The sequence below is a fragment of the Rhodococcus sp. 05-2254-6 genome (genome assembly GCF_002258565.1).
Taxonomy (GTDB): Bacteria; Actinomycetota; Actinomycetes; order Mycobacteriales; family Mycobacteriaceae; genus Rhodococcoides.
On record NZ_NOZF01000141.1, the window covers coordinates 1 to 24,201 of the forward strand.

Consider the following 24,201-nt stretch of genomic DNA (forward strand, 5'->3'; position numbering starts at 1 on the left):
CGTGCCGCCGATGGACTTGAGATCCTCACCGCGGACGGCGTGGACCGGCACCGAGTCGAGCAGTCCCTTCGTGTACGGATGGCGTGGTTCACCGAACACCTCGGACACCGGTCCGGTCTCGACCACGTTGCCCGCGTACATGATGGCGACCCGGTCGGCCTCTTCGGCCACCAGGGCGAGGTCGTGGGTGATCAGGACGACGGCCATGTCGTGTTCGGTGCGCAATTCCTTGAGCAGAGCCATGATCTGGGCCTGGACCGTCACGTCGAGGGCGGTGGTGGGTTCGTCGGCCAGCAGTACCGACGGACTCAGGGCCACGGCCATGGCGATCAGCAGGCGTTGGCGCATGCCACCGGAGAATTGGTGTGGGTACGAGTCCGCGCGTGATTCGGGCTCGGGAATTCCCACTCGGGTCATCAGCGCGATGGCTTCCGCGCGTGCTTGCTTGGCGGACATACCCCGGTGGATCCGAAACGGTTCGGCCAGTTGGGTTCCGACGGTGTAGACGGGGTTGAGGGCTGTCAGTGCGTCCTGGAAGACGATGGCCAGTTCGGTGGCGGCGATGGTGCGTCGCACCTTGGTCTTGGCGGTGACCAGATCGACGTCGCCCAGCTCCACCGAGCCGCCGGTGATGTCGGCGATCGGTTCGAGCAACCCGACGACGGCCTGGGCGGTCATCGACTTGCCACAGCCGGATTCACCCAGCAGAGCCAGGGTTTCACCGCGGCGGGCGGTGAAGGTGACGTTGTCGACGGCGCGAATGACACCCGACGGCGTCCGCAGATCGACGGTCAGTCCGCGAACGTCGAGGGCGACGCTGCCGGTGTCGGGTCGCTGGGGTGCGGTTGCCGGTGCGCTCATGAGACGACCTTTCGTACGGGGAGCAGGCGAGAGCGCTTGGAGCGGGGGACGTTGAGTCGCCACCGCTGCGCCGGGTCGGTGGCGATGCGCGCCCAGGCAGCGAGCACGGTGGCCGAGACGGTCGTCAGCACGATGGCCAGACCGGGGAAGAACGAGAGCCACCAGGCGGTCTGCAGGTAGGTGCGGCCCTGCGAGACCATCAGTCCCCACGAGACGTCCGGTGGCTGAATGCCGATGCCCAGGAAGCTCAACGACGATTCGGCGAGAATGACGAAGCAGAAGTCCAGGGTGGCGACTGTGAGCAGGGTCGGCAGCAGAATCGGGGCCACATGCCGGCGGATCACCGATCCGCTCTTCGCGCCGAAGGTGCGGGCGGCGTCGACGAACAACCGACTCTGCAGCTCGGCGGACTCGGCGCGGGCGGTACGTAGGTAGATCGGAATGCGCGTAACAGTGAGGACCAGAACGATGTTCGCGGCACTGGGCGAGAAGACGTAGAGCACCACGACGGCCATCAGCAGGGACGGGAAGCTGAGGATGACGTCGGCGACGCGCATGGCCGCGGTCTCACGCCAGCCGCGATGGAAGCCGGCCCACATCCCGATGAACGAGCCGATGATCGCCGAGAGGATCACGGCCGGAACGGCCACCGAGAGTGTGGTTCTGCTGGCCACGATCAGCCGGGCCAGCATGCTGCGTCCCAGCGGATCCGTGCCGAGGATGTTCATCCACCCGGTGTCGAGGGTGAACGGCGGCAGATTCGAGCGGTCGAGATCCTGATCGGTGGCGGCGTCACCGACCAGCATCGGGCCGAAGATCGCGGTGAGGAAGACCAGTACCAGGATCGCGGCGGCGACGGTGGCGACCCGGTCGCGCAGCAGCAGCTTCCACAGCGGGGCCGACGCCTTGCGGGCTTCCACCGGAACCGACGGTGGAACATCCTCGGGCTCGGATGTTTTCGGTGCTTCGAAGTCGAGTGACATGTTCTTACCTAGACCTTCACCTTGTCGCGAACCCGGGCGTCGAGCAGTGCGTAGCAGGCATCGATGACGATGTTGAGCACGAATATGCTCACCGCCGTCAACAACACGGCCGCCTGCAGAACAGCGAAATCGCGCTGCAGGATGGCGTCGATCATCAACTTTCCGATGCCGGGCCAGCCGAAGATGGCCTCGACGACCACCGCGCCGTTGACGAGCCCGACCATCAGGTCGCCGGCAACCGTGAGCGCCGGTGCAGCGGCGTTGCGTAGAGCGTGGTGGGTGACGACTCGAAGATCGCCTGCGCCTTTGCTTCTCGCGAGGCGAACGTACGGTGCCGACAGCGCCGAGACCATCGCGCCGCGCACCACCTGGGTCAGTACGCCGAGAGGGCGAATGAGCAGGGTGGCGATCGGCAGCACCCAGGAGAGCATTCCGCTGTCCACGCCCGAGGTGGGCAGCCAGCCGAACAGGATGGCGAAGACGTAGACACCCATGATGGCGAACCAGAAATCGGGGATGGACGCGGCCGTCATCGACAGCAGGCTCGAGATGCGATCGGCCAGCGAATTCGGTCGGTAGGCAGCCCAGCATCCGATGATCACAGCGCCGAGGATGGCGAGGAACATCGTCGCGAACGCCAGCTGCAGCGTCGCGGGGAACGCGCGCAGTGCCATCGCCGACGCGTCCTCGCCGGTGCGCAGCGACTGCCCGAAGTCGAGTTGAACGACGCCCTTGAAGTAGTCCATCAGTTGCGTCAGGACCGGCTGGTCGAAGCCGTTGGTGGCGCGGAACGCCTCGCGTTGGGCCTGGGTTGCAGACTCGGGCAGGTACAGGCTGGTGGGGTCGCCGGTGAGCCGAGCGAGGAAGAACACGCCCAGCAGAACGACGAACAGCGGGATCAGGCTGGTGTAGATCCGTCGGCGCAGGAATCTGAACATGTCAGGGCCTCTCGGTGTCGGCGCGAGTCATCGCGGCGAGATGCATTTCGTCGACCGTGGCCGAGTTGGGGGTGTAGTCGACCGAGGACGCCTTGGCGAGCACACCGTTCATGTGCGCGATGTAGGCCATCTGCATGATGTCCTTCGGTTCGTCGGCGAACACCTGCGCGTACGCGTCCTGCCTGTCTTCTCCGGTCAGTGCGCCCGCCGCGGCGATCTCTCTGTCGAATTCCGCTGTGCCGTAGGCGCTCTGGAATCCGTCGCTGGTGAAGTACTGGTCGACGGTGAAGGCCGAGTCGCCGGCCTGGTTACCGTGCTGAATCACCAGCAGGTAGGGCCCGACGTCCGGAAACGGACGTTCCTGGTATTCGGCAGTGCCGGCGGCATCCATCATTTCGATCTTGACGTTCATGCCGATCTTGGACAGCGAGTTCTGGATCACCTCGACTGTTTCGTTGATCTTGGGGAACTGTCCGGTGCGCCCGATGAGTCGAATTTCGGTGTCCACGGGTATGCCGTCGGCGCGGGCCTCGTCGATCAGCGTGCGGGCCCGGTCCATGTCGTAGGGCCACGGTGTCAAGTCCTCGTTGAAGCCGACGACACCCTCGGAGATCAATTGTTCTGCAGGGGAACCGAGTTCACGGAACAGTGCCTTGACGATGCCCTCGCGATTGATGGCGTAGTTGATCGCCTGGCGTACGCGCATGTCGTCCAGGGGCGGTTGCATGGCCTGGATGCGCAGCGCTGTGGTTTCGTTGTTGGGGTACGCGACTCCCAGATCGCCTGCACCGTCCTCCGGTCCGACCGAGGTGGCGATCTCGGCCTCACCGTTGGTGACCATCGAGGCGCGAACGCTGCCCTCACTGCGCCACTGGTACTCGGCCCTGGCGTACTCGGGCTTCGGGCCCCAGTAGGTTTCGTTGCGCACCAGCGAGAGCTTCTGGCCGTAATCCCAGCGCTCGATCGCGAACGGTCCCGTTCCGATCGGCTCGCGTACCCGCTCGGTGTAGCTCGAGGTGCGGGGCACCATCTCCACGAACGAGAGCCGAAGCGGCAGAATGGGATCGGGCTCGGGCGACTGCACGGTCAGCGTCATCGGGTCGACTGCGGTGACCACCAGGTTCGCGTCGCCGAACACGTACCCCTCGACGTTGCAGCCCAGTTCGGAATTGACGGTGCGATCGATCGAGAACGCGGCGTCCTCGGCCTCGAAGGGACTGCCGTCGCTGAACGTCACGCCGGGGTGGATGGTGAACGTCCATTCGGTGTCGGAGGTCTGCTCCCAGGAGTCGGCGAGCTTGGGCTCGAGATCGCCGGTGCTGGGGTTGCGTTCCATGAGTGGCTCGGTGATGTTCGAGCGCGTCACCACACCCACCGACGTGAGCGAGACGTCGCAGGCTTCGAGGGTCGGCGGCTCCTGCGGCAGAACGATGCGAAGAGTATCTGCGCGGGCGGCTCCGCCGTTGTTGGAGTTGGCGACGGTGCATCCGCTCGCGACAAGTGAAAGTGACAGCGCGCCAACGGCTATTGCGGCGACACGGTGGGTCCGTCCCTGCTGCACGAAGAGTGCAGGGCTCATGGTGGCCTCCAGTGGGAAAAAGGATCCGCGTCTGCAAGTCGCAGCCGAATCTGTGACGGTAGACACACGGTATGAGCGGGTCATCGCCACCGTCAACCGGACGAAATCGACTTTTCGTCCAGTTCTGTGGGTCACAGCGACGGCTTGACTGCGGTCCGAGTCACAGCATTGCTGGACTGACCAGGCAAGATGCATGACGACCCCGGCAGAGCTGCATCGGCGACGCGTCGTTCATGCCGTTTGGGTATCGGTCCATGTTATTTCCGTGTTGGACAGGTATTCGAAGGGCGGCATACCGTACAGGAAACGCGCACGCTCCACCATCTCGCGAGGAGAACCATGGTCACCGTCAGCTCGCAGAAAACCTCTGTGTCTCAATCCGATTCGCAACGAGGCGGTCGAGTTCTCCGAGTGGGACCGCTGAAGCCGTCGTTGATGGACACCCTGGTTACCGAGTACGACGCGCTGGAACTGCCCGAGGGCGACGATCGCGACGAGTTCCTGTCCGAGCACGGTGCGTCGATCTCTGCGGTGGTCACCTCCGGCCGCACCGGCGTCGATGCTGCGTTGATGGAACGGTTGCCGCAGCTCGGAGCCGTTGTGAACTTCGGCGTCGGCTACGACACCACCGACGTCGACGCGGCAGCCGAACGCGGCGTCGTCGTCAGCAACACCCCCGACGTGTTGACGGACTGTGTGGCCGACCTCGCCGTCGGTCTGGTGATCGACACCGTGCGCGGCCTGTGCTCGGCCGAGCGATTCGTGCGCGCCGGCCGCTGGCCCACCGAGGGCAACACGCCACTGACGCGTCAGGTCACCGGCAAGCGTGTCGGAATCATCGGCCTCGGCCGCATCGGTTCGGCAATTGCCGATCGGCTCAACGGGTTTCGCTGCGAGATCTCGTACCACAATCGCAACGAGATCGACGGTTCGCCCTACGTTTACGCTGCCGGCCCGACAGCGCTCGCCGAGAACGTCGACATATTGATCATCGCCGCGTCCGGCGGTTCGGGTACTGCGCATCTGGTCGATCGCGCAGTGCTCGAAGCTCTGGGACCGCAGGGATATCTGATCAACGTGGCCCGCGGAAGCGTCGTCGACGAGGAGGCGCTCATCGAGTTGCTCGGTGCGGGGAAGCTCGCCGGAGCGGGCCTGGACGTCTTCGCGCACGAACCGGACGTGCCCGACGCCCTGTTGGCGATGGACAACGTGGTGCTGCTGCCGCACGTGGGCAGCGCAACGGTGGAGACGCGGGCTGCGATGGAAGCGCTCACGCTCGAGAACCTCGATCGCTTTCTGGCCGACGGCACCCTCGTCACGCCGGTGACGCAGTGACCGTCGTCGTCGGCTACTCGCCGACCACCGAGGGAAAAGGCGCACTGCCCTTCGCATTTCGTGAGGCACTCATGCGCGAAACGGACTTGCTCATCGTGGCCGAGAACGACAGCGCAGGCGAGGCGGACTTCGCTGCCACCGTCGAATCGGCTCGCGAGGAGGCGTCGGCGCTCGGTGTCACGACGAAGATCCACGACAACGAAGCAGGCCGCTCGCATGCCGACAATCTGATCGACCTCTCGTTCGACGAGCAGGCTCAGCTCGTCGTCATCGGCATCCGGCGTCGATCACCCGTCGGAAAATTGTTCATGGGCAGCATCTCTCAGCGTGTACTGCTCGAGGCCCACTGCCCGGTGACGGCCGTCAAGCCGCCGGTGGGGTTGCCGCGCTGAGTGCGCGTCATCGGCGGGTCCTGCCGTGTCGAATCAACACGGCGATGCCCAGTCCGATCAGGGTCAGGATCAGTGGTGCGACTATCGCCATGTTCGAGCCGATCGCAGTGAACAGGACGAACGCTGCGAGAGCTGCGAGGAAGTACACAGCAGCGAAACGTGGTGTCCAGAAAACGGTGGTCACGCGATCCCCTGGGTCGGAAGCCGGCTGCGGCAGCGCCGGCGATCTTCCCGGCGCCCGGCAAATCATAAGGGAAAGTAATGACTACCCGCCACCCACATCATGGAGACGGGTCCCGAGTCGGGCTCGGTGGATACGCTGAATCGGGTCGAAGATCGGGCGGGTATCAGCAGAACGCGGCGTACTGGGAGCGAATCATCTTCCGCACGGGATAGCCGAACCAGCAAAAAGATTCGTCGAGTTTCGTCGAGTCCTTCAGCCCGCCGGGCGGTTGGTCGTGTTGTCCATGCATCCCTGCTTCTACGCCGCCCGCACAGATCGCGAGGGAATCGGCTTCGCGTCCACGATCGGCGACTACTTCGGTGTAAGAACGGTCCAGCAGCGTTTCGACTTTGCGGGTCCGACGTCGCCTGCAGAGTCCTTTCAGCAGTTCTATTCGTTGGAAGAGCACATCGGGATGATCACCGCAGCAGGGTTCGTCATCACGAACCTGCGAGAGCCTCGCCCGTCTGCTGAGCAACGACAATCCGATGAGTTCTGGGCAACCAATTTCACCCGCCCACTCTTCATGCTGGTCGAATGCACGCCGATGGTTGCCAGATGAGGGCCGTGCGGTTCCGCGGTCCACGACGGTTGTCGGACCATCGATCACGCAAACGGGGACCTCACACCGCTTTTATCGACTGCGCGCCCCCGCTATGACCTGATCGGGGGCGCGCAGTCGGTGAAAAGGGCGCTCACTTGCGGTTTCGGGCACGCTCGGCAACTCGATCAGCGGCGCATCACGACCACTCCCGCGTCGGCAGCACATCGGTCATGAAGCGGTGCAGTGCCGGGTTGTCGTTGTCCACTCGCCAGGCGGCGTCCAACTCGACGGGGCGTTCCTTGACCGTCCGAACCGGCCGGAACACAACACCTTCCGGCCGCATGGTCGACGCGGACTCCGGTACCAGTGCCAATCCGATTCCGGAACGAACGAGCACCAGCATCGTGTGCACCTGGGTCACGTACTGCACGTAGCGCGGAGACACCCCGACGATGGTGAAGGTACTGATCAGCAGTTCGTGGAAGTACCGCGCGTCGACCGGTGAATACATGATGATCGGCTGCTCGTCGAAGTCCTCCACCGACAGTTCGCTCTTCTCGGCCAGCGGATGAGTGTCGGGCATCGCCGCGATCAACGACTCGTGCAGCACCGGCCGCGACGCGATGCCCGGACGCTTGAGCGGTGGCCTGGCCAACCCGAGATCGATATCGCCGACGGCCAAGGATTCCATCTGCACCGCCGAGACCATTTCGCGTAGAACGAGTTTCACGTCGGGTAACTTCTCGCGTGCGGCGTCGAGCAGCTGCGGTAGCACCGCATGCGCCGATGCGCCGGTGAATCCGACGACGACGGTCCCCAGGTCTCCGGTGGGGACACGTCGCACAGTGAGGAGGGCGCCCTCGGCGAGGTCGAGGATGCGTCGGGCCTCGGGAAGGAATGCCAATCCCGCGGCCGTCAGGGTCACCGATCGGCTGGTGCGGTCGATCAGCTGCACGCCGACTTCGCTTTCGAGCTGTTGGATCTGCCTGCTCAGGGGCGGCTGCGTCATGTGCAGTCGCTCGGCAGCGCGGCCGAAGTGCAGTTCCTCGGCCACGGCGATGAAGCAGGACAACCTGTTGAGCGAGAACATCGATTCATTCCTTGCATCGCGCTGGCGGTTTCGGCGTGCCTTGTCACATCAATCTAGCGGAGAGCCGACAGCGGCGACGAGTAGCAACCTTCCCTCCGGTAAGAGTAGAGTCGCCCGCGCAGGACGTCCCCTGCACTCATCGAATGGAGCCGTCGTGTCTCGAGCTGCCCAGGTGCCTGCCACCGCCGTCGAAGACGTCTCGGTGCTGGGTGCATTGCGATCGCCGAAGCGGCTGAAGACCGAAGTGCTCGCAGGCCTGGTCGTGGCGCTGGCGTTGATTCCGGAAGCCATTTCGTTCTCGATCATCGCCGGCGTGGATCCGCGCGTCGGGCTGTTCGCGTCGTTCACGATGGCCGTCACCATCTCCATCGTCGGCGGCCGGCCGGCGATGATCTCCGCGGCCACCGGAGCGATTGCGCTGGTCGTCGCTCCCTTGGCGCGCGAGTACGGTCTCGACTATCTGATCGCAGCAGTGATTCTCGGCGGAGTGCTGCAGGTCGTGCTCAGCGTTCTCGGTGTCGCGAAGTTGATGCGATTCATTCCGCGCAGCGTCATGGTCGGATTCGTCAACGCGCTGGCGATCCTGATCTTCAGCTCCCAGGTGCCGTACCTGATCGGGGTGCCGTGGTTGGTCTACCCGATGGTCGCCGTGGGCCTGCTCATCATGTTCTTCCTGCCCAAGCTGACGACCATCGTGCCGGCACCGCTGATCGCGATCGTGATACTCACCGGCGTCACACTCGTCTTCGCGTTGGCGGTTCCGGATGTGGGCGACGAGGGCGAACTGCCGTCCTCGCTGCCGTCGTTCCTGATTCCGGACGTGCCGTTCACGTTCGACACACTGTCGATCATCGCGCCGTTCGCACTTGCGATCGCGCTCGTCGGCCTGCTGGAGTCTCTGATGACGGCCAAGCTCGTCGACGACATCACCGATTCGCATTCCGACAAGACCCGCGAGGGTTGGGGCCAGGGCGTGGCGAATCTGGTCACCGGATTCACCGGCGGTATGGGGGGCTGCGCGATGATCGGCCAGACCATGATCAACGTCAAGGTCTCCGGTGCGCGTACGCGGATCTCGACATTCTTGGCCGGAGTCTTCCTGCTGATCCTGGTCGTCGGCCTCGGCGACATCGTCGCGCTCATTCCGATGGCCGCACTCGTCGCGGTGATGATCATGGTCTCCATCGGCACTTTCGACTGGCACAGCATTCATCCGAAGACGTTGCGGCGCATGCCCAAGAGCGAGACCCTGGTCATGGTGGCCACGGTTGCGGTCACCGTCGTCACCCACAACCTCGCCTACGGCGTGTTGGTCGGTGTGGTCACCGCGATGGTGCTGTTCGCCCGACGGGTGGCCCACCTGACCGAGGTCGTCGATGTGGCTCATCCCGACGAGGACACCCGGGTCTACGCGGTGAAGGGTGAGTTGTTCTTCGCGTCGAGCAACGATCTGATCTATCAGTTCGACTACGTGGGAGATCCGAAGAACGTCGTCATCGACATGTCGGAGTCGCACATCTGGGACGCGTCGACCGTCGCGACCCTCGATGCCATCACCACCAAGTACGCAGCGAAGGGCAAGACGGTCGAGATCGTCGGCCTGAACGCGCCGTCGATCGAGCGGCACGAGCGCCTCAGTGGAAACCTCGGTGCCGAACACTGACTAGGGTGGGCGGTCGAGGAGAGGCGGCACATGGCAGACGACGGCATGCACATGCAGATCGGGCAGGTAGCTCAGAGAACCGAGCTGTCCATCCGTACGGTGCGTCACTACGACGACGTCGGCCTGGTCACGCCCTCTGCTCGGACCGTCGGCGGCTTCCGGCTGTACACCGAGTCCGATGTCGAACGCCTGCTCGTCATCCGTCGGATGAAGCCTCTGGACTTCACGCTGGCCGAGATGAAGCAGCTACTCGAATCCCTCGACGTTCTGGGCGATGCGAACGCGACCGACGACGATCGGTCGTCGGCCGCGGCTTTCGTGCGTGAATGCCACGCCAAGGCAGAGGAAAGCTGCCGCACGTTGCGGCGGCAGCTCGCCTACGCCGAGGAACTGACCGAGGTGCTGTCGACTCGCGGGGCACCAGCCCGGAGCGAGTAGGTTCGGCTCTAGCGGCCGAAGCTACTGCATCCAGGTCGAACCGGAATTCCCGCGAGGCGGTCGTCCAACCACGCGAATGCACCGGGAGCTCCACTGCCGGCAACGATGCTGTGCTCACCCAGGTATTCCTCGAGGCGGACGTCGGCTCCGCGTGAACACCACTTGTCGAACACGGCCTCGGGACCTTCCTTCGGAATCCAGAACTCCTGCTGTCCGTGATATAGGAACACCGGTGCCGTCGGGGTTCCGCCGTCTCCCAATCGATTCTGATCGGCAACTGCGAGCGCCAGCGGCGAATCGAACGCATCGGGAGTGATGGACAGTGACTCGATGCGGATCGGAGCAACGATTCCGAACGGTGCAATCCCGACGATGCACAGGTCCTTCGACGCCTGTGCGAGCCGCCACCCGTCGTCGTTGTAGAGCGACAACATCTCCGGGTACTCGCGCGCAACGCCCATCGCTGCCGCGAGGAACACCGCCGACGCTGCGTTGCCGTTCATGGACTGACGTAGCAGCGCGAAGTCGGTGGGCGTTCCGCCGAACGCTGCGCCGACGATGTTCAGTTCGGGGGCGTAGGCCGGAGCCTCCTGCACGGCCCAGCCCGATGCGATCGCCCCACCTGAGTAGCCCGTAATACCCAGGGGCGCAGTCGGATCGAGGCCGAGCGCGGCGGTCGTGACCGCACCGCGCAGACCGTCGAGTACGGCGTGCGCCGCCATCGGTCCGACGGCGTACGCATGGCGTGGCCCCTGGTGGTCGGTGACTACGACGGCGTAGCCCCGCGCCAGAAGCAGCTGCACGGGCGCCAATTCCGGAGCGATGCCCCGTTGCATGGTCCACGATGGCTCACACGTGGCGCCGAGCGAATCGATGGCCATGTTGTAGGCAACAACAGGGCGTGGACCCGGCGAGGTCCAGGGCGCGGTCGGGACGATGACGCTGGTGACGATGGCAGCGGGGCGGTCCTTCGCGTCGGTCGAGGCGACCAGCAGTTGGGTGGTGGTGACCGGGGTGACAAGTGGTCCGACGGTGACGCTGCGGGTCCGCAGAACTGTTCCGGGAGCGGCTGTTTCGTATCCGGGCGGCGGAACGACCCACGGATCGTCGAGTGGTGTCGCGGCGATCGATTCGGCGGTTCGCGGTGGATTCTGGAAATCGCCGAGTGGATCGGCACCCGCCGACCATTGCCCGCCCGACACCACCAACGAAACCGCAGCGACCGCCGCTGTACACCGACGGCCGAACTTCGCGTACTTCCCCATCTGAGACCCCCCGGTCCAAGTTCCGGATCGTTACCGGAGCTTTCCAAACGACTCTAGGGGCCGAAACCATCTACAGGGGCCGAACGCACTATTTTCTCGGATCGAACCATGACGAATTGCTTCGGCGTCACGTCACCTCGCCACTCACACGAGACGCTTCAGCCGTCGACGACCACCGGGACGATGAGGGGCTGACGGCCAAGGGTCTGCTTGGCCCATCGCGCCGATTCCTGCACGATGCGCTTCTCGATGTGCTCGCGTGAGGCGACGTTCCCGTCGCTCTCGCGGGTCAGAGTCTTGCCGATCGCCTTGGCGAGTGAGTCGAAAGCGTTGGCCTCGTGGGCGAATCCGCGTCCGATGAAGTCGACGTCGTCGACCAGCAGGCCGGTGTCGGGGTCCACGATCGCGATGACGGTCAGCACGCCCTCGTTCGCGAGCAGGCGACGTTCGGCCAGCGAATCCTCCGTCACACCGCCGACGGCACTGCCGTCGACGTAGATCAGTTCGATGGGGACGGAGCCGGTGATCTGCGCGACGCCGTCGAACAGATCGATGACGCTTCCGTTCTCGGCGATCAACACTCGATCGCGGGGAACGCCGGTCCTGATCGCGAGATCGGCGTTGGCGCGCAGATGCCGCGACTCACCGTGTACGGGAAGCACATTGGCGGGCTCGAGGATGTTGTAGCAGTAGACGAGCTCGCCTGCGCTGGCGTGACCGGAGACGTGCACCTTCGCATTTCCCTTGTGCACCACGCGTGCACCCTTGTCGACGAGACCGTTGATGACGCGGTAGATCGCGTTCTCGTTTCCGGGAATGAGGCTGCTCGCCATCAGCACGGTGTCGCCGTCGCCGACCTTGATCTGATGCTCACCCGACGCCATCCGCGACAGCGCGGCGAGAGGCTCGCCTTGCGATCCGGTGCAGATCAGCGTGATCTTGTTCGCCGGAAGACGGTTGAGCTTCGGTAGATCGACGACGAGCCCGTCGGGCACATCGAGGTAATTCAGATCGGTTGCAATCTTCATGTTGCGCACCATCGATCGGCCCACGAACGCAACCTTGCGGCCCTGCGCATGCGCGGCGTCGAGTACCTGTTGAATGCGGTGCACGTGACTGGCGAAGCTCGACACGATCACGCGCCCCGTCGTTTCGCGGAACACCTTCTCGATGGCCGGGACCAGATCGCGTTCGGAGACCATGAACCCGGGAACTTCGGCGTTGGTGGAGTCGACGAGAAGCAGATCGAGCCCTTCCTCGCCGAGGCGTGCGAAGCTACGGAGATCGGTGATCCGGCCGTCCAGCGGGAACTGGTCCATCTTGAAGTCGCCGGTGTGCAGCACAAGCCCGGCGTCGGTGCGAATGGCGATGGCGAGACCGTCGGGAATCGAGTGGTTGACGGCGATGAACTCGAGCTCGAACGGGCCTTCCTGACGGGTTTGCCCCGCCTCGACCTCGATCAGCTTTGTCGATACCTTGAACTCCTCGAACTTGGCAGCGAGGAAGTGCAGCGTCAGCCGCGACGAGATGACGGGGATGTCGCCGCGCTCGCGCAGCAGGTACGGGACGCCACCGATGTGATCCTCGTGTCCGTGGGTGAGGACGATCGCAACGACGTCGTCGAGACGATCGCGGATGCAACTCCAGTCGGGGAGGATGACGTCGACGCCGGGCTGGTGCTCTTCGGGGAACAGGACGCCGCAGTCGACGATCAGCAGTTTTCCGTCGTATTCGAAGACCGTCATGTTCCGACCGATCTCGCCGAGACCGCCGGTCGCGATCACGCGAAGGTGCCCTGCCTGGAGCGCGGAGGAGGATCGCTTTCTCGGTGCGGCGGGGGATCTGCGGTTCCGTGGTGATCTCGACATGCCTCTTACGCTACGGGGGGCCTCCGACCTGGTGTCGACCCCGGTCCGAAGACTGTCGATTTGCGTCAACTCTACTCTTGCGTAAGAGTAGGGATCAGCTTCCCGACTGTTTCTCCCCCACCTGATGTGTGCGGGACGCGTGAGATGCCCATCGGGCTCCACAAACAAAGCCTTCGGGCGCAGCGATGCGCCCACCCATGGACGAGAGCGGCCGTTGGTCGGCACGTGAAGTCCATCGATCACGAATGGAGAGATATGAGCGACTCCGCCGAGCGGATTCCTACCGTCATGGGTGCCCTGCGGTCCCCCCGAATGCTCAAAACCGAGGTGCTGGCCGGCCTGGTTGTCGCGTTGGCGCTGATCCCCGAGGCCATCGCGTTCTCGATCATTGCCGGCGTCGATCCGCGAGTGGGCCTGTTCGCGTCCTTCACGATGGCCGTGTCCATCGCGTTCCTGGGCGGTCGCCCCGCGATGATCTCCGCGGCCACCGGAGCGATTGCCCTGGTCATCGCCCCGGTCGCCAAGCAGTACGGCCTCGACTACTTCATCGCCACCGTCATCCTCGCCGGCGTCCTCCAGGTGGTTCTCGGGGTCCTCGGCGTTGCCAAGCTGATGCGCTTCATTCCTCGCAGCGTCATGGTGGGCTTCGTCAACGCACTGGCAATTCTGATCTTCACCTCGCAGTTTCCGTCGCTCATCGGCGTTCCGTGGCTGGTGTACCCGTTGGTGGCCGTCGGTCTGCTGATCATGTTCCTGCTCCCCAAGGTCACCTCCGTCGTTCCCGCACCTCTGGTCGCCATCGTGCTGCTGACCGTTGCCACGGTGGTGTTCGCGCTGAACGTCCCCAACGTCGGCGGTGAAGGCGAGCTGCCGTCGAGCCTGCCCGCACTGCTGTTTCCCGACGTTCCCCTGAACCTCGAAACCCTGAGCATCATCGCTCCGTACGCGTTGGCCATGGCCATCGTCGGGCTGCTCGAGTCGTTGCTCACCGCCCAGCTCGTCGACGACGTCACCGACACGCACTCGAACAAGACCCGCGAGAGCTGGGGCCAGGGCGCAGCCAACGTCATCACCGGCTTCTTCGGCGGCATGGGTGGTTGCGCGATGGTCGGCCAGACGATGATCAACGTCAAGGCCTCGGGTGCCCGGACGCGCATCTCGACGTTCCTCGCCGGTGTGTTTCTGCTGATTCTCGTGGTCGGGCTCGGCGACATCGTGGCGTTGATTCCGATGGCCGCGCTGGCGGCCGTCATGATCATGGTCGCGATCGGCACGATGGATTGGTACAGCATTCATCCGAAGACGTTGCGGCGCATGCCCAGGAGTGAAACAGCAGTCATGCTGGCAACCGTGGTCGTCACCGTCGCCACCCACAACCTGGCCTACGGAGTCGTGGTGGGAGTGGTCACCGCGATGGTGCTGTTCGCGCGACGGGTGGCCCACCTGACCGAGGTCGTCGATGTGGCTCATCCCGACGAGGACACTCGCGCGTATGCGGTGAAGGGTGAGTTGTTCTTCGCGTCGAGCAACGATCTGATCTATCAGTTCGACTACGTGGGAGATCCGAAGAACGTCGTCATCGATATGTCGGAGTCGCACATCTGGGACGCGTCGACCGTGGCGACCCTCGATGCCATCACCTCGAAGTACGAGGCGAAGGGCAAACATGTCCGGATCATCGGACTGAACGCCGCATCTGCCGAACGGCACGTTCGATTGAGTGGGCAGCTGTCCGGCGGGCACTGACGCAGCAAGTCCGGTTCCGAAACCATTGCGGAATCGCGCGTCATCACTTTAAAGTGATGACGCGCGTCATCGGATCGCGTTTCGTGCGGGAGGGGTTCGTCAGCATGCATGTTCACACCGCGGTGATCATCGGCAGCGGTTTCGGTGGCCAGTGCGCCGCGAAAGCACTGCTCGATCGGGGAATCGACGACCTCGTGATTCTCGAAAGGCGTCCCTTCCTCGGTGGCACGTGGAAGCAGAACCGCTACCCGGGTGCAGCCGTCGATGTGCAGAGTCCGCTCTACTCGATTGCGTCGGAGCCGTTCGAGTGGACGCGGATGTTCGCCGAACGTGAGGAACTCGATCGGTACACCCAGCACGTGCTCGATTCCAACGGGTTGCCTGCTCGAACACATGCGAACACGGATGTGCAGAAGATCGAATGGGTCGGTGATCACTGGGCAATTTCCACCTCGCGCGGCGAGTATGCGGCGAAGTTCGTGGTCAATGCCTCGGGACCCCTCAGCACTCCCGTCGTGCCACCGTTCCCTGGCCGAGAGAAGTTTCAGGGCAAGCAGTTTCACACGAACGACTGGGACACCGAGTACGGCCACGCCGGCAAGCGGGTGGCCATCGTCGGCAGCGGTGCCAGTGCCGCACAGGTGATTCCTGCGATCCAACCCGACGTGGAACAGCTGCACGTTTTCCAGCGCACCCCGCACTGGGTGATGCCCCGTCACGATCGCGAATTCACGCCGTGGCAGCGCAGGTTGCTGAAGTTGGAACCGATCCGCAGGCTGGTCCGCGCGGGGATCTACTGGAGTCTCGAAACTCGCATCATCGGCTTCAAGTACTCGCGGACTATGTTGAAGGCGGTGGCGCAGCGAACTGCGTTGAAACACATCGAGTCTCAGGTGCCGGATTCCGAGCTTCGAGCGAAGGTCACCCCTGACTACGTCATCGGGTGCAAGAGGGTTCTGCTGTCCAACACGCTCTATCCCGCGCTGGGGCAGGCGAACGTCACCCTGCACGACAAGAACGACGGCATCTCGGAAATCACCGAGACCGGAATTGTCACCACCACAGGCGAACACGTCGATGTCGATCTTCTGGTGTGGTCCACCGGATACGACGCCACCGACGGCGTCATATCGTACCCGGTGATCGGACGTGACGGCCGAGCCCTGTCCGACGTCTGGGATCCCTACCCACGTGCCTACCTCGGTACCACGATTCCAGGATTCCCCAACCTGTTCGTCGTCACCGGGCCGAACACCGGAATCGGCCACACCTCTGCGATCTTCCTCATCGAGGCGCAGATGGAGTACATCGTGCGGGCCGTCGACGCCGTCCGGCAGGTGGGTGCGACGGCCATCGAGGTCACCGCAGCTGCCGAGCAGGAATACACCGACACGATTCATCGCGAGATGGAGGGCACAGTCTGGAAGGACGGTGGCTGCCACAGCTGGTACCAGTCCAAATCCGGACACGTCGTGGCCATGTTCCCCGGGTTCAGCTTCACATTCCGCCGGTGGGCCAAGCGTTTTCGGCCCGAGGCCCATCACATCCACCGGTCGTCCACCGAGGCGACGACGAAGGACGAGGTATCGGCATGAGCAAGCACACCGGCCAGGTCGCGCTGATCACCGGCGCGGCAGGCGGAATCGGTTCCGCCGTTGCCACTGCGCTGCATCGACGCGGTGCCTCGATCGTTCTGGTCGATATGAAGTCCACCGATCTCGAATCGGTGGCGGCGAAGCTGGGTAACCAGCGCGTGGCGATCGCGTACGCCGACGTCACGGTGCGCGAGCAGCTCGACGCAGCCGTCGCAACCGCGATCGACACTTTCGGCACGCTCGACATGGTGATGGCCAACGCCGGAATCTCCAGCGGTGCGAAGGCATCGACCGTTCGCTCCGTGGACGACGGAGTCTTCGAGCGGGTCATCGGCGTCAACCTGATCGGCGTGTGGAACACGGTGCGGGCCGCTCTGCCGCACATCGTCGAGTCCGGGGGCTACGTGCTGCTCACCTCGTCCACGTACGCGTACCTCAACGGCCTGGCGAATGCGCCGTACGCGGCTTCGAAGGCGGCGGTCGAGCAGCTCGGTCGTGCTTTGCGGGCGGAACTTGCGGGCACGAAAGCGACTGCTGGAGTGCTGTATCCGGGATGGGTGGCGACGCCGATCGCCGAGGTCGCATTCGGCGGCGACGACGTGGCGACGGCCATGATCGACCGGGCTTTTCCCTCGCCCCTGCTCCGTCCGATCACGCCGGACAAGCTCGCGCGCGTGGCCGTTCGAGGTATCGGACGGCGGGCTGCGCGTATCGCCGTCCCCGGTCGCTGGATCCCGATCTCGATACTGCGCGGCATCGTGAACCCGATCATGGACGCCGCGATGGAACGGGACGCCGAATTGATCCGTCTGACTGCCGAATTGGATGCCCGACGGTCATGAGCACCGTGTCCGAAGCCGCAGGTCGCGCCTACGGCGGTGAGAGCGCGGCCGACCGCGACGATCGCAGGCGGCGGCAGCTGCTCGACGCCGGGCTACGGGTGTTCGGCAGCGTCGGATACCGCGCCGCGACGGTCCGCGGACTGTGCCGCGAGGCCAAGATCGCCGATCGAGACTTCTATCGGCACTTCGACAAGACCGAGGACTTGCTGCTCGCTGTCTACGCCGAATGCATTGCACGCCTCACCGATTCGGTATCCGACGCAATCGTGCAGGTGGATCGGGACGGTGATCTCAGGGATGTTGCGAAGCAGTTGCTCGACCCCTTCTTCCAGGTCATCGAAGATCCGCACCTGGCCCGAGTGGTGTGGATGGAGGTGCTCGGGGTCAGCCCCCGCGTCGAGCAGACGTACCTGACGGTGATGCAGCAATTCGGAACACTGCTGCTCGGCTACCTTCGTACGTTCGCGGGCGAGATTCCCTCGGGCCCCGATCTGGATGTCGACCTGCTCGCCACCGCGGCCATCGGCGGCATCAGCCACACCGCGATGACCTGGTATCAGAGTGGCTACGCCGCAGACCGACGCATCGTCGTCGCGACCATCGCGACCATGCTCGCCAACATCGTCGCGCCCCTCGCTGCGGAATCAGTGCGCCACTAGCCCTGGCTCACCGGCACAACCCCTTTCAGGAATGCGAGTTGTTCCTCGATGATGGTCGGGAACAGTGGCTGCACGTAGGGGTCGAAGTGCCCACCCTTGTGGATGTGCACGGTGGCGTCGGGAATCCTGCGCGCGACCTGCTGGCACACCGCCGCCGGCGTGATGGCGTCCTCCGACATGATCTGTACCAGTACCGGACAGGTGATCTTCGACGCGGTTCTACCGGGCGAGTACAGCCCGATGCGTAGAAGGATCCGTGCTGCAACGGTTTCGGGGTAGGCACCGGATTCGAGCCCGGACTCGGCGAGAAGTTTGTCGCGGCCGGGCGCGGCGTCGGGCGTGGCCATCACAGCGACATCACCGGGGTGGCCGACGGATTCGACGTACCGGGGGGATTTCCCGCGCACTGCGCGGATCTGGTCGATCACTGCCGATGGGGCGAGCTTCATGGTGCGCCGAAGTCCGGTGGCGCGCACGGCAGCGATGCCGTCGACGTGCGGAACCTGAGCGATGACAGCGGCGAAATTCTCTCCGGCACCTGCCCTGGTGAGCACGTGTCCGCCGGCGAAGGAGGTGCCCCAACCGACGATGCGAGCGGAGTCCACACCGTCGAGAGTCCTGGCGTAGGCGACGGCGTTGGTCCAGTCGACGAGTTGCTTGCCGATGTCCAGGAGCTGCCGCGGCTGGCCGTCGCTGTCGCCGAAGTGGCGGTAGTCGAAGACGAGAACCGTGTAGCCGGCGCGGGCGAAGATCTCCGCGTAGGCGAAGAGGCGAATGGCACGCGGGGTGCCGAATCCGTGGGCCATCACCACGGCCGGTGTGTCGGCGGTGGCTCCGGTCGGCCGATACACCGCAGCGGCGCAGCGCACTCCCTCGGAGTCGAACCATTCGTCGGTGCGGGTGTATCCGGCCTGGTCGTCGGCGCTCATGTGGTGGTCCTTCGTCTGGTCCTTGATCGGCATTCAAGAAGCTAGCACTGTCTTGAATGCCGATCAAGATAGGATGTCGAGATGCCGCGCAACCGTCGACCCGTCGATCGCGCCGAGAAGCGCTCCGAGATCGTGAGCGCCGCTCGGTCGCTGTTCGTCGACGACGGCTACGAGCACACGCCGATGGGGCGGATCGCGACTGCGGCCGGAGTGACCACCAATACGATCTACTGGTATTTCGGTGACAAGGACGAGCTACTCGTCGGGGTGCTGGACGAGATTCACACCGATGCGCTTGCTCGGTTCGCCGCGCTCACCGGGCTCTCGGTGAACGAGCAGGTCCTCTGGGTGGTGGAGGAGCTCGAGAAGTATCACCGGCTGGTCGACACAGTGCACTCCCGCACCTCGGTATCCTCGTGTCTCGACAAATGGCACAACAATTTTCACTCGTTGTGGGAGCAGTGGATCGCCGCCGAGCTACGCCGCGAGGAGGTCGGTGAAGCCGAGATCGAACCGACGACTCGCATGATCGTCTTCGTCGTCGAGGCCATGTTGACGCACCCGCAGGACGAGTCGTCGAAGCGGGCGATCATCGATCTGCTCTTCCGCAAGGTCGGCGTCTGACGGTTGTCGGATCGCTGGAACGTCAGTCGTGGATGGTCGTTCGGTTTCGGCCCAGTTTCTTCGACTCGTACAGCGCTCGGTCGGCGCGCTCGAGGGTCGCGCGGGCGGTCTCTCCGTCCTGTCGACAAGCCACCCCTACCGAGATCGTCAGGTCCGCGGGCAACTCCGTCCGCACTCGATCGATGGCGGTGCGCAGCTCGGCACCCGTGCCGGTGATGCACAGTACGGTGAATTCGTCGCCGCCCGAGCGGCTCAGCAGATGCTGCGGCGGGAGGAAGTTGCGTAGTGCATCCGACACGGTGACGAGTGCGTGATCGCCTGCCGCGTGCCCGAAGTCGTCGTTGATCACCTTGAAGTGATCGATGTCCACCACGGCGACGGCGTCGATCTTTCCGCTCGCGACCGTTCCCGGCCGAGCGTCCAGCTCTCTGGTCAATCGCCGCCGATTCGCGAGTCGGGTCAGATCGTCGATCTCGGAGGTCGATGCCACGCTCTGGACCCAGGCCGCAGAGATCGCGATTGCCACGACAACGAGCTCGGCGTTGACCACCAGAACGGGGTGCAGGTCTCCCACCGCGATGCCCAGGTACGCAATGTAGCTCGCGTTGAGAACCGTTGTACGCCAAGCGATACGGGCGGGCAGGACGATGAACGCCGGCGTCACCAACAGTAGCTGGAGAAAGATCCCGGACAACGCCGCCATCTCGCCGCCCGCAGCGGTGCAGAACAAGGCGATACTCGTCAGGCCCGACAGATGCATCAACAGGTACAGCCGCCGGGAAAGTACCGGAGCTGCGGCAATCATGTACACGCCCAGTGCGCACCACAGCACAGCCAGCGCACACAGGACCGCGGCGGCCCGGGGGGACGCCGCGACGACGATGACGACACCGACCAACCCGCTGACGAGGCAATTGACCCCGGACGTCCGCGCTACCGAGGCAGGGGAGTACTGCCAGCCACTGTTCACACCACTAGCCTCTCGCACGGTCCCCACGACCTGCTGCGAGTTTAGCCCCCTACCAGCGTGGGCACGTGTTCTCGAAGCTCGGATCGATGCTCTGCATGTAGCCGGTGTCGTCGCGGTCGCGGATACCGCAGTCGAGGTACTGCTGATGCAGCGCTGCGAGGGCGGCCTCGTCTATCTCGATGCCCAACCCCGGCCCGGTGGGCACGGCCACCGCACCGTCGACGAAGTTCAACACCCCGGGTACGACGACGTCCTCGTTCTTCCACGGCCAGTGCGTATCGCAGGCGTAGGTCAGATTGGGCGTCGCCGCGGCCAGGTGCACCATGGCGGCCAGACTGATGCCGAGGTGGCTGTTCGAGTGCATCGACAGACCCAGCTCGAAGGTCTCGCAGATTCCGGCGAGCAACCTCGATCGTTGCAGGCCGCCCCAGTAATGATGGTCGGACAACACCACCTGCACCGAATCCTTCACCACCGCGGGCCGTAGATGATCGAACGCGACGACGCACATGTTGGTCGCGAGTGGCATCTTCGCCTCCCGCGCGACCTCGGCCATCCCGTCGAGTCCTGGTGTCGGGTCCTCGAGATACTCGACGATGCCGTCGAGCTCGGCGGCAACGCGGATGGAGGTGTCGACCGTCCACGCCGCGTTGGGGTCCAGCCGGAGCGGAAGCTCGGGGAATGCCTCCCGCAGCGCCTTGATACCGGCGATCTCCTCGTCGGGCGGGAAGACGCCGCCCTTGACCTTGATGGCCTCGAAGCCGTACTCGTCGATCATCTTTCGAGCCTGCCGAACCAGGCCTTCCGGATCGATCGCCTCGCCCCATTCGTCGGGCTGCTGCCCGGGATGCGCAGCCCACTTGTAGAACAGGTACGCGCTGAACGGAACCGAATCGCGCACCTTGCCGCCGAGCAGATCCGACACCGGTCGTTGCAGTACTTTTCCCTGGACGTCCAGGCAGGCGATCTCGAAGGGTGAGAACACACGGTCGGTGGTGCTGGCCGTGGTGATCATTCCGGCGACGCCGTCACCACCGGTGATCGACAGGGTTCCGAGTACGGAGTCGACGGCGTCACGAATCGCGTTGAGTGCGAACACGTCCAGGCCGGTGATGGCCTGGGCCGCCGCGTCGAGACGAGCCAGGTGTGCGGTGTCGGCATAGGTCTCACCGAGTCCGACGATGCCTGCATCGGTATCGAGTTGGATGATGGCGCGCAGTGCGTACGGCTGATGCACACCGACGGTGTTGAGCAACGGAGGGTCGACGAACGCGATCGGGGTGATCCGAGCGCCGGTGATCAGAATCGGATCCTGCATCAGTGCACCGCGAGCTCGTCCGCCAGCACGGCCCGGCCGGCGGCTACGATCGCGGTCAGTTCTTCGAGGTGCGGTGCACTGATGTCCACCAGTGGCGGGCGCACGGGGCCTGCCTCGATGCCCTCCATCGTCACGCCTGCCTTGATGAGAGAGACGGCGTAGCCGGGAACCTTGTCGCGTAGGCGAACCAGCGGGTGGAAGAACTCGCGCAGCAGTGCGGCTGTGAGCTTCTCGTTTCCGCTGTCGAGGGATCGGTAGAACGCCAGCGCAAGCTCGGGCGCGAAGGCGAACGTCGCCGAGGAGTACAGCGTGACACCGATGGCGCGGTAGGCCTGCTGCGAGACCTCGGCGGTGGGCAGGCCGTTGAAGAACTGGAAGGGCTTGCCCGACGGCTCGAGGGCATCCAGCACTGCCCGAACGATGCGGCCGACCTGATCGAGATCGCCTGTACCGTCCTTGAATCCGACGACGGTGGGGAGCTGCGCCACCTCGACGGCCGAGTCCTCGGTGAAGCGAGCGTTACCGCGGTTGTAAACGATCAGTGGCAGATCCGAGGCACCGGCAACGGCCTCGGTGTAGTTGACCAACCCGGCCTGCGGCATCGTCACCAGATAGGGCGGGAGCAACAGGATTCCGTCGGCTCCGTTGGTCTTCGCGCTCGCGGCGAATGCTTTTGCCTGGGCGACGGATCCGCCTGCACCGGCGTAGACGGGGACGCGGCCGGCAACGACGTCGACCGCGGTGCGCACGATCTTGCCGAACTCCTCGCTTTCGAGGGCATGGAATTCGCCCGTGCCGCACGCGATGAACACTCCACCGGGTCCCGCATCGACACCCTTCGCGATGTGCGCGGCCAGCAGGTCGTAATCGACCTCACCGGTGGCAGTGAACGGGGTGACGGGGAAGAACAGGACTCCGTCGAGCATGGTGGTCTCCTCGAGAACTAGGTGGGGGTGAGTCAGTCTTGGGTGAGCTGGCCGTCGATGCGGCGAAAGATGCCCTCTGGGTTGCCATCGGCAATTGGATTGGGCAGCAGAGATTTCGGCACGTCCTGGTAGGAAACAGGACGCAGGAAGCGCTCGATGGCGAGAGATCCGACCGAGGTGGTGCGGGAATTGGAAGTGGCGGGGAAGGGGCCGCCGTGGACCATTGCGTGGCCTACCTCGACGCCGGTGGGCCATCCGTCGAACAGGATGCGACCGGCCTTGAGTTCGAGCACCGAGAGGAGTTTGCCTGCCTCGGTGTGATCGGACTCGTCGGCATGGACAGTGGCGGTCAGCTGCCCTTCGAGGAGCGCGGCGACGTCGCGAACCTGCTGTGCATCGGTGCAGCGAACGATGAGGCTCGACGCGCCGAACACCTCGGCCTGTGCTGCATCGGAGGTGAGGAACGTATCGGCGTCGGTGGTGAACAGCGCTGCGCGGCAGGCGTTCGGGGCCTGTGCGTCTGTACCCCTGGCGAGCTCGGTCACGACTTCGCTCAAAGTGTCGACGCCCTCGGCGTAGCTCGCGGCGATGTTCGGGGTCAGCATCGTGGTGGGTGTGGACTCCTGCACAGCGGCAGTGGCCGCCTCGGTGAAGGTCTGCAGGCCCGGGCCGTCGACGGCGATGACGAGACCGGGGTTGGTGCAGAACTGGCCCGAGCCCATGGTGAGCGATGCGACGAAGGCGCGGCCGAGTTCGGCTCCGCGGGTGGCGAGTGCGCCGTCGAGGACGAAGACGGGGTTGATGGAACTCATCTCGGCGTACACCGGGATGGGCTCGCGGCGACCGGCCGCCTCGGCAACGAGAGCCGTTCCGCCCGAGCGTGATCCGGTGAATCCGACGGCCTTGATGCGAGGGTCGGTCACCAAAGCGGTACCGAGTCCGCGGCCGGAGCCGAACAACAGTGAGAACGTTCCAGAGGGCATTCCGGTGGAGGACACCGCGTCGGCGATTGCGCGGCCGACCAACTCGGACGTTCCCGGGTGGGCGTCGTGTGCTTTGACCACCACGGGGCATCCGGCTGCGAGGGCGGACGCGGTGTCGCCGCCGGCGACGGAGAAGGCGAGCGGGAAGTTGCTGGCACCGAACACTGCTACCGGTCCCAGGGGAATCTGTCGCTGGCGGATGTCGGCGCGGGGGAGGGGCGCGCGTTCGGGCTGGGCCGGATCGATACGGGCTCCGTTCCAACTGCCCTCGCGCAGAACGGAAGCGAACAGACGCAGTTGTCCGGTGGTGCGGCCGACCTCGCCGGTGATGCGGGCCACGTCCTCGGAGACCCGCGCGCAGTTCCTCGAGACCATCGCCGACAACATCGCGGCGCTCGGCGACACCCTGATCGAGCGCACCGTCGCAGAA

22 protein-coding genes and 1 pseudogene are annotated in these 24,201 nt (G+C 64.6%); 9 read left to right on the top strand and 14 right to left on the bottom strand.

The window, feature by feature from the left end:
* The 4 genes from CH256_RS18540 to CH256_RS18555 form a co-directional block, all read right to left on the bottom strand.
* Window positions 1-861: ABC transporter ATP-binding protein (locus CH256_RS18540; RefSeq protein ID WP_094670250.1), on the bottom strand; the 861-nt coding region annotated here is incomplete at its 3' end.
* Window positions 858-1,844, bottom strand: a complete 987-nt coding sequence (locus CH256_RS18545; protein WP_068048902.1) for an ABC transporter permease — start codon at window positions 1,842-1,844, stop codon at window positions 858-860. The genes CH256_RS18545 and CH256_RS18540, both read right to left, overlap by 4 nt.
* An 8-nt stretch (window positions 1,845-1,852) precedes the next feature.
* A complete protein-coding gene (locus tag CH256_RS18550; protein WP_068048905.1) occupies window positions 1,853-2,782 on the bottom strand; it encodes an ABC transporter permease in 930 nt (309 codons plus the stop codon).
* 1 nt (window position 2,783) lies between these two features.
* Window positions 2,784-4,361, bottom strand: a complete 1,578-nt coding sequence (locus tag CH256_RS18555; RefSeq protein ID WP_094670251.1) for an ABC transporter substrate-binding protein — start codon at window positions 4,359-4,361, stop codon at window positions 2,784-2,786.
* Between the two features lie 339 nt (window positions 4,362-4,700).
* On the opposite strand from CH256_RS18555, the gene CH256_RS18560 reads away from it, so the two are divergent.
* A complete protein-coding gene (locus tag CH256_RS18560) occupies window positions 4,701-5,696 on the top strand; it encodes a 2-hydroxyacid dehydrogenase (RefSeq protein WP_094670252.1) in 996 nt (331 codons plus the stop codon).
* Complete coding sequence (locus CH256_RS18565; protein WP_032396713.1) at window positions 5,693-6,088, top strand: universal stress protein; 396 nt, start codon at window positions 5,693-5,695, stop codon at window positions 6,086-6,088. Before CH256_RS18560 ends, CH256_RS18565 begins: the two co-directional genes overlap by 4 nt.
* A gap of 7 nt (window positions 6,089-6,095) precedes the next feature.
* On the opposite strand, the gene CH256_RS28160 is transcribed toward CH256_RS18565, so the two are convergent.
* From CH256_RS28160 to CH256_RS18575, 3 genes are all read right to left on the bottom strand, one after another.
* Window positions 6,096-6,272 carry a hypothetical protein gene (locus tag CH256_RS28160; RefSeq protein WP_179272143.1) on the bottom strand — a complete coding sequence of 59 codons (177 nt, stop codon included), beginning with the start codon at window positions 6,270-6,272 and terminating at the stop codon, window positions 6,096-6,098.
* A 163-nt stretch (window positions 6,273-6,435) separates the two neighbouring features.
* Window positions 6,436-6,921 carry a hypothetical protein gene (locus CH256_RS27755; RefSeq protein ID WP_143536617.1) on the bottom strand — a complete coding sequence of 162 codons (486 nt, stop codon included), beginning with the start codon at window positions 6,919-6,921 and terminating at the stop codon, window positions 6,436-6,438.
* A gap of 130 nt (window positions 6,922-7,051) precedes the next feature.
* Complete coding sequence (locus tag CH256_RS18575; RefSeq protein WP_068048920.1) at window positions 7,052-7,945, bottom strand: LysR substrate-binding domain-containing protein; 894 nt, start codon at window positions 7,943-7,945, stop codon at window positions 7,052-7,054.
* A 154-nt stretch (window positions 7,946-8,099) separates the two neighbouring features.
* Here CH256_RS18575 and CH256_RS18580 point away from each other — a divergent pair, with 154 nt between their 5' ends.
* Together CH256_RS18580 and CH256_RS18585 are read left to right on the top strand one after the other, a co-directional pair.
* Complete coding sequence (locus tag CH256_RS18580; protein ID WP_256980765.1) at window positions 8,100-9,608, top strand: SulP family inorganic anion transporter; 1,509 nt, start codon at window positions 8,100-8,102, stop codon at window positions 9,606-9,608.
* Window positions 9,609-9,638: 30 nt separating this feature from the next.
* Entirely contained in the window at window positions 9,639-10,046 is a 408-nt protein-coding gene (locus CH256_RS18585) for a MerR family transcriptional regulator (RefSeq protein ID WP_068048924.1), read from the top strand.
* 8 nt (window positions 10,047-10,054) lie between these two features.
* On the opposite strand, the gene CH256_RS18590 is transcribed toward CH256_RS18585, so the two are convergent.
* Together CH256_RS18590 and CH256_RS18595 are read right to left on the bottom strand one after the other, a co-directional pair.
* Window positions 10,055-11,311 (bottom strand): lipase family protein, encoded by a 1,257-nt coding sequence (locus tag CH256_RS18590; protein WP_068048927.1) that lies wholly within the window; start codon window positions 11,309-11,311, stop codon window positions 10,055-10,057.
* Between the two features lie 158 nt (window positions 11,312-11,469).
* The gene (locus tag CH256_RS18595; RefSeq protein WP_373454847.1) at window positions 11,470-13,056 is read right to left on the bottom strand and encodes a ribonuclease J; all 1,587 of its coding nucleotides are present in this window, start codon (window positions 13,054-13,056) and stop codon (window positions 11,470-11,472) included.
* 378 nt (window positions 13,057-13,434) lie between these two features.
* Here CH256_RS18595 and CH256_RS18600 point away from each other — a divergent pair, with 378 nt between their 5' ends.
* From CH256_RS18600 to CH256_RS18615, 4 genes are read left to right on the top strand one after another with little or no spacing between them, the layout of a single operon-like run.
* Window positions 13,435-14,925, top strand: a complete 1,491-nt coding sequence (locus CH256_RS18600) for a SulP family inorganic anion transporter (RefSeq protein ID WP_094670255.1) — start codon at window positions 13,435-13,437, stop codon at window positions 14,923-14,925.
* Between the two features lie 56 nt (window positions 14,926-14,981).
* Window positions 14,982-16,520 (top strand): flavin-containing monooxygenase, encoded by a 1,539-nt coding sequence (locus CH256_RS18605; RefSeq protein WP_255183305.1) that lies wholly within the window; start codon window positions 14,982-14,984, stop codon window positions 16,518-16,520.
* On the top strand, window positions 16,517-17,362 hold the full coding sequence (locus CH256_RS18610) for an SDR family NAD(P)-dependent oxidoreductase (protein WP_068048936.1): 846 nt from the start codon (window positions 16,517-16,519) through the stop codon (window positions 17,360-17,362). The genes CH256_RS18605 and CH256_RS18610 overlap by 4 nt, the downstream gene beginning before the upstream one ends.
* Window positions 17,359-18,021 (top strand): TetR/AcrR family transcriptional regulator, encoded by a 663-nt coding sequence (locus tag CH256_RS18615; RefSeq protein WP_094670256.1) that lies wholly within the window; start codon window positions 17,359-17,361, stop codon window positions 18,019-18,021. Before CH256_RS18610 ends, CH256_RS18615 begins: the two co-directional genes overlap by 4 nt.
* Here the strand turns inward: CH256_RS18615 and CH256_RS18620 are convergent.
* Window positions 18,018-18,950 carry an alpha/beta hydrolase gene (locus CH256_RS18620; RefSeq protein WP_094670258.1) on the bottom strand — a complete coding sequence of 311 codons (933 nt, stop codon included), beginning with the start codon at window positions 18,948-18,950 and terminating at the stop codon, window positions 18,018-18,020. The genes CH256_RS18615 and CH256_RS18620 overlap by 4 nt on opposite strands.
* An 81-nt stretch (window positions 18,951-19,031) precedes the next feature.
* Between CH256_RS18620 and CH256_RS18625 the strand changes: the two genes are divergently transcribed.
* A complete protein-coding gene (locus CH256_RS18625) occupies window positions 19,032-19,574 on the top strand; it encodes a TetR/AcrR family transcriptional regulator (RefSeq protein ID WP_094640476.1) in 543 nt (180 codons plus the stop codon).
* Between the two features lie 22 nt (window positions 19,575-19,596).
* Here the strand turns inward: CH256_RS18625 and CH256_RS18630 are convergent, their stop codons facing one another.
* The 4 genes and pseudogenes from CH256_RS18630 to CH256_RS18645 all read right to left on the bottom strand — a co-directional run.
* Window positions 19,597-20,544 carry a GGDEF domain-containing protein gene (locus CH256_RS18630; protein WP_143536618.1) on the bottom strand — a complete coding sequence of 316 codons (948 nt, stop codon included), beginning with the start codon at window positions 20,542-20,544 and terminating at the stop codon, window positions 19,597-19,599.
* A 49-nt stretch (window positions 20,545-20,593) separates the two neighbouring features.
* Window positions 20,594-21,862 carry a glucarate dehydratase family protein gene (locus CH256_RS18635; protein ID WP_068048975.1) on the bottom strand — a complete coding sequence of 423 codons (1,269 nt, stop codon included), beginning with the start codon at window positions 21,860-21,862 and terminating at the stop codon, window positions 20,594-20,596.
* Window positions 21,862-22,788, bottom strand: a complete 927-nt coding sequence (locus CH256_RS18640; protein WP_094640478.1) for a 5-dehydro-4-deoxyglucarate dehydratase — start codon at window positions 22,786-22,788, stop codon at window positions 21,862-21,864. Before CH256_RS18640 ends, CH256_RS18635 begins: the two co-directional genes overlap by 1 nt.
* Window positions 22,789-22,820: 32 nt before the next feature.
* Window positions 22,821-24,107, bottom strand: a pseudogene (locus CH256_RS18645) (aldehyde dehydrogenase (NADP(+))); the annotation flags it as partial.
* Between the last annotated feature and the right edge of the window lie 94 nt (window positions 24,108-24,201).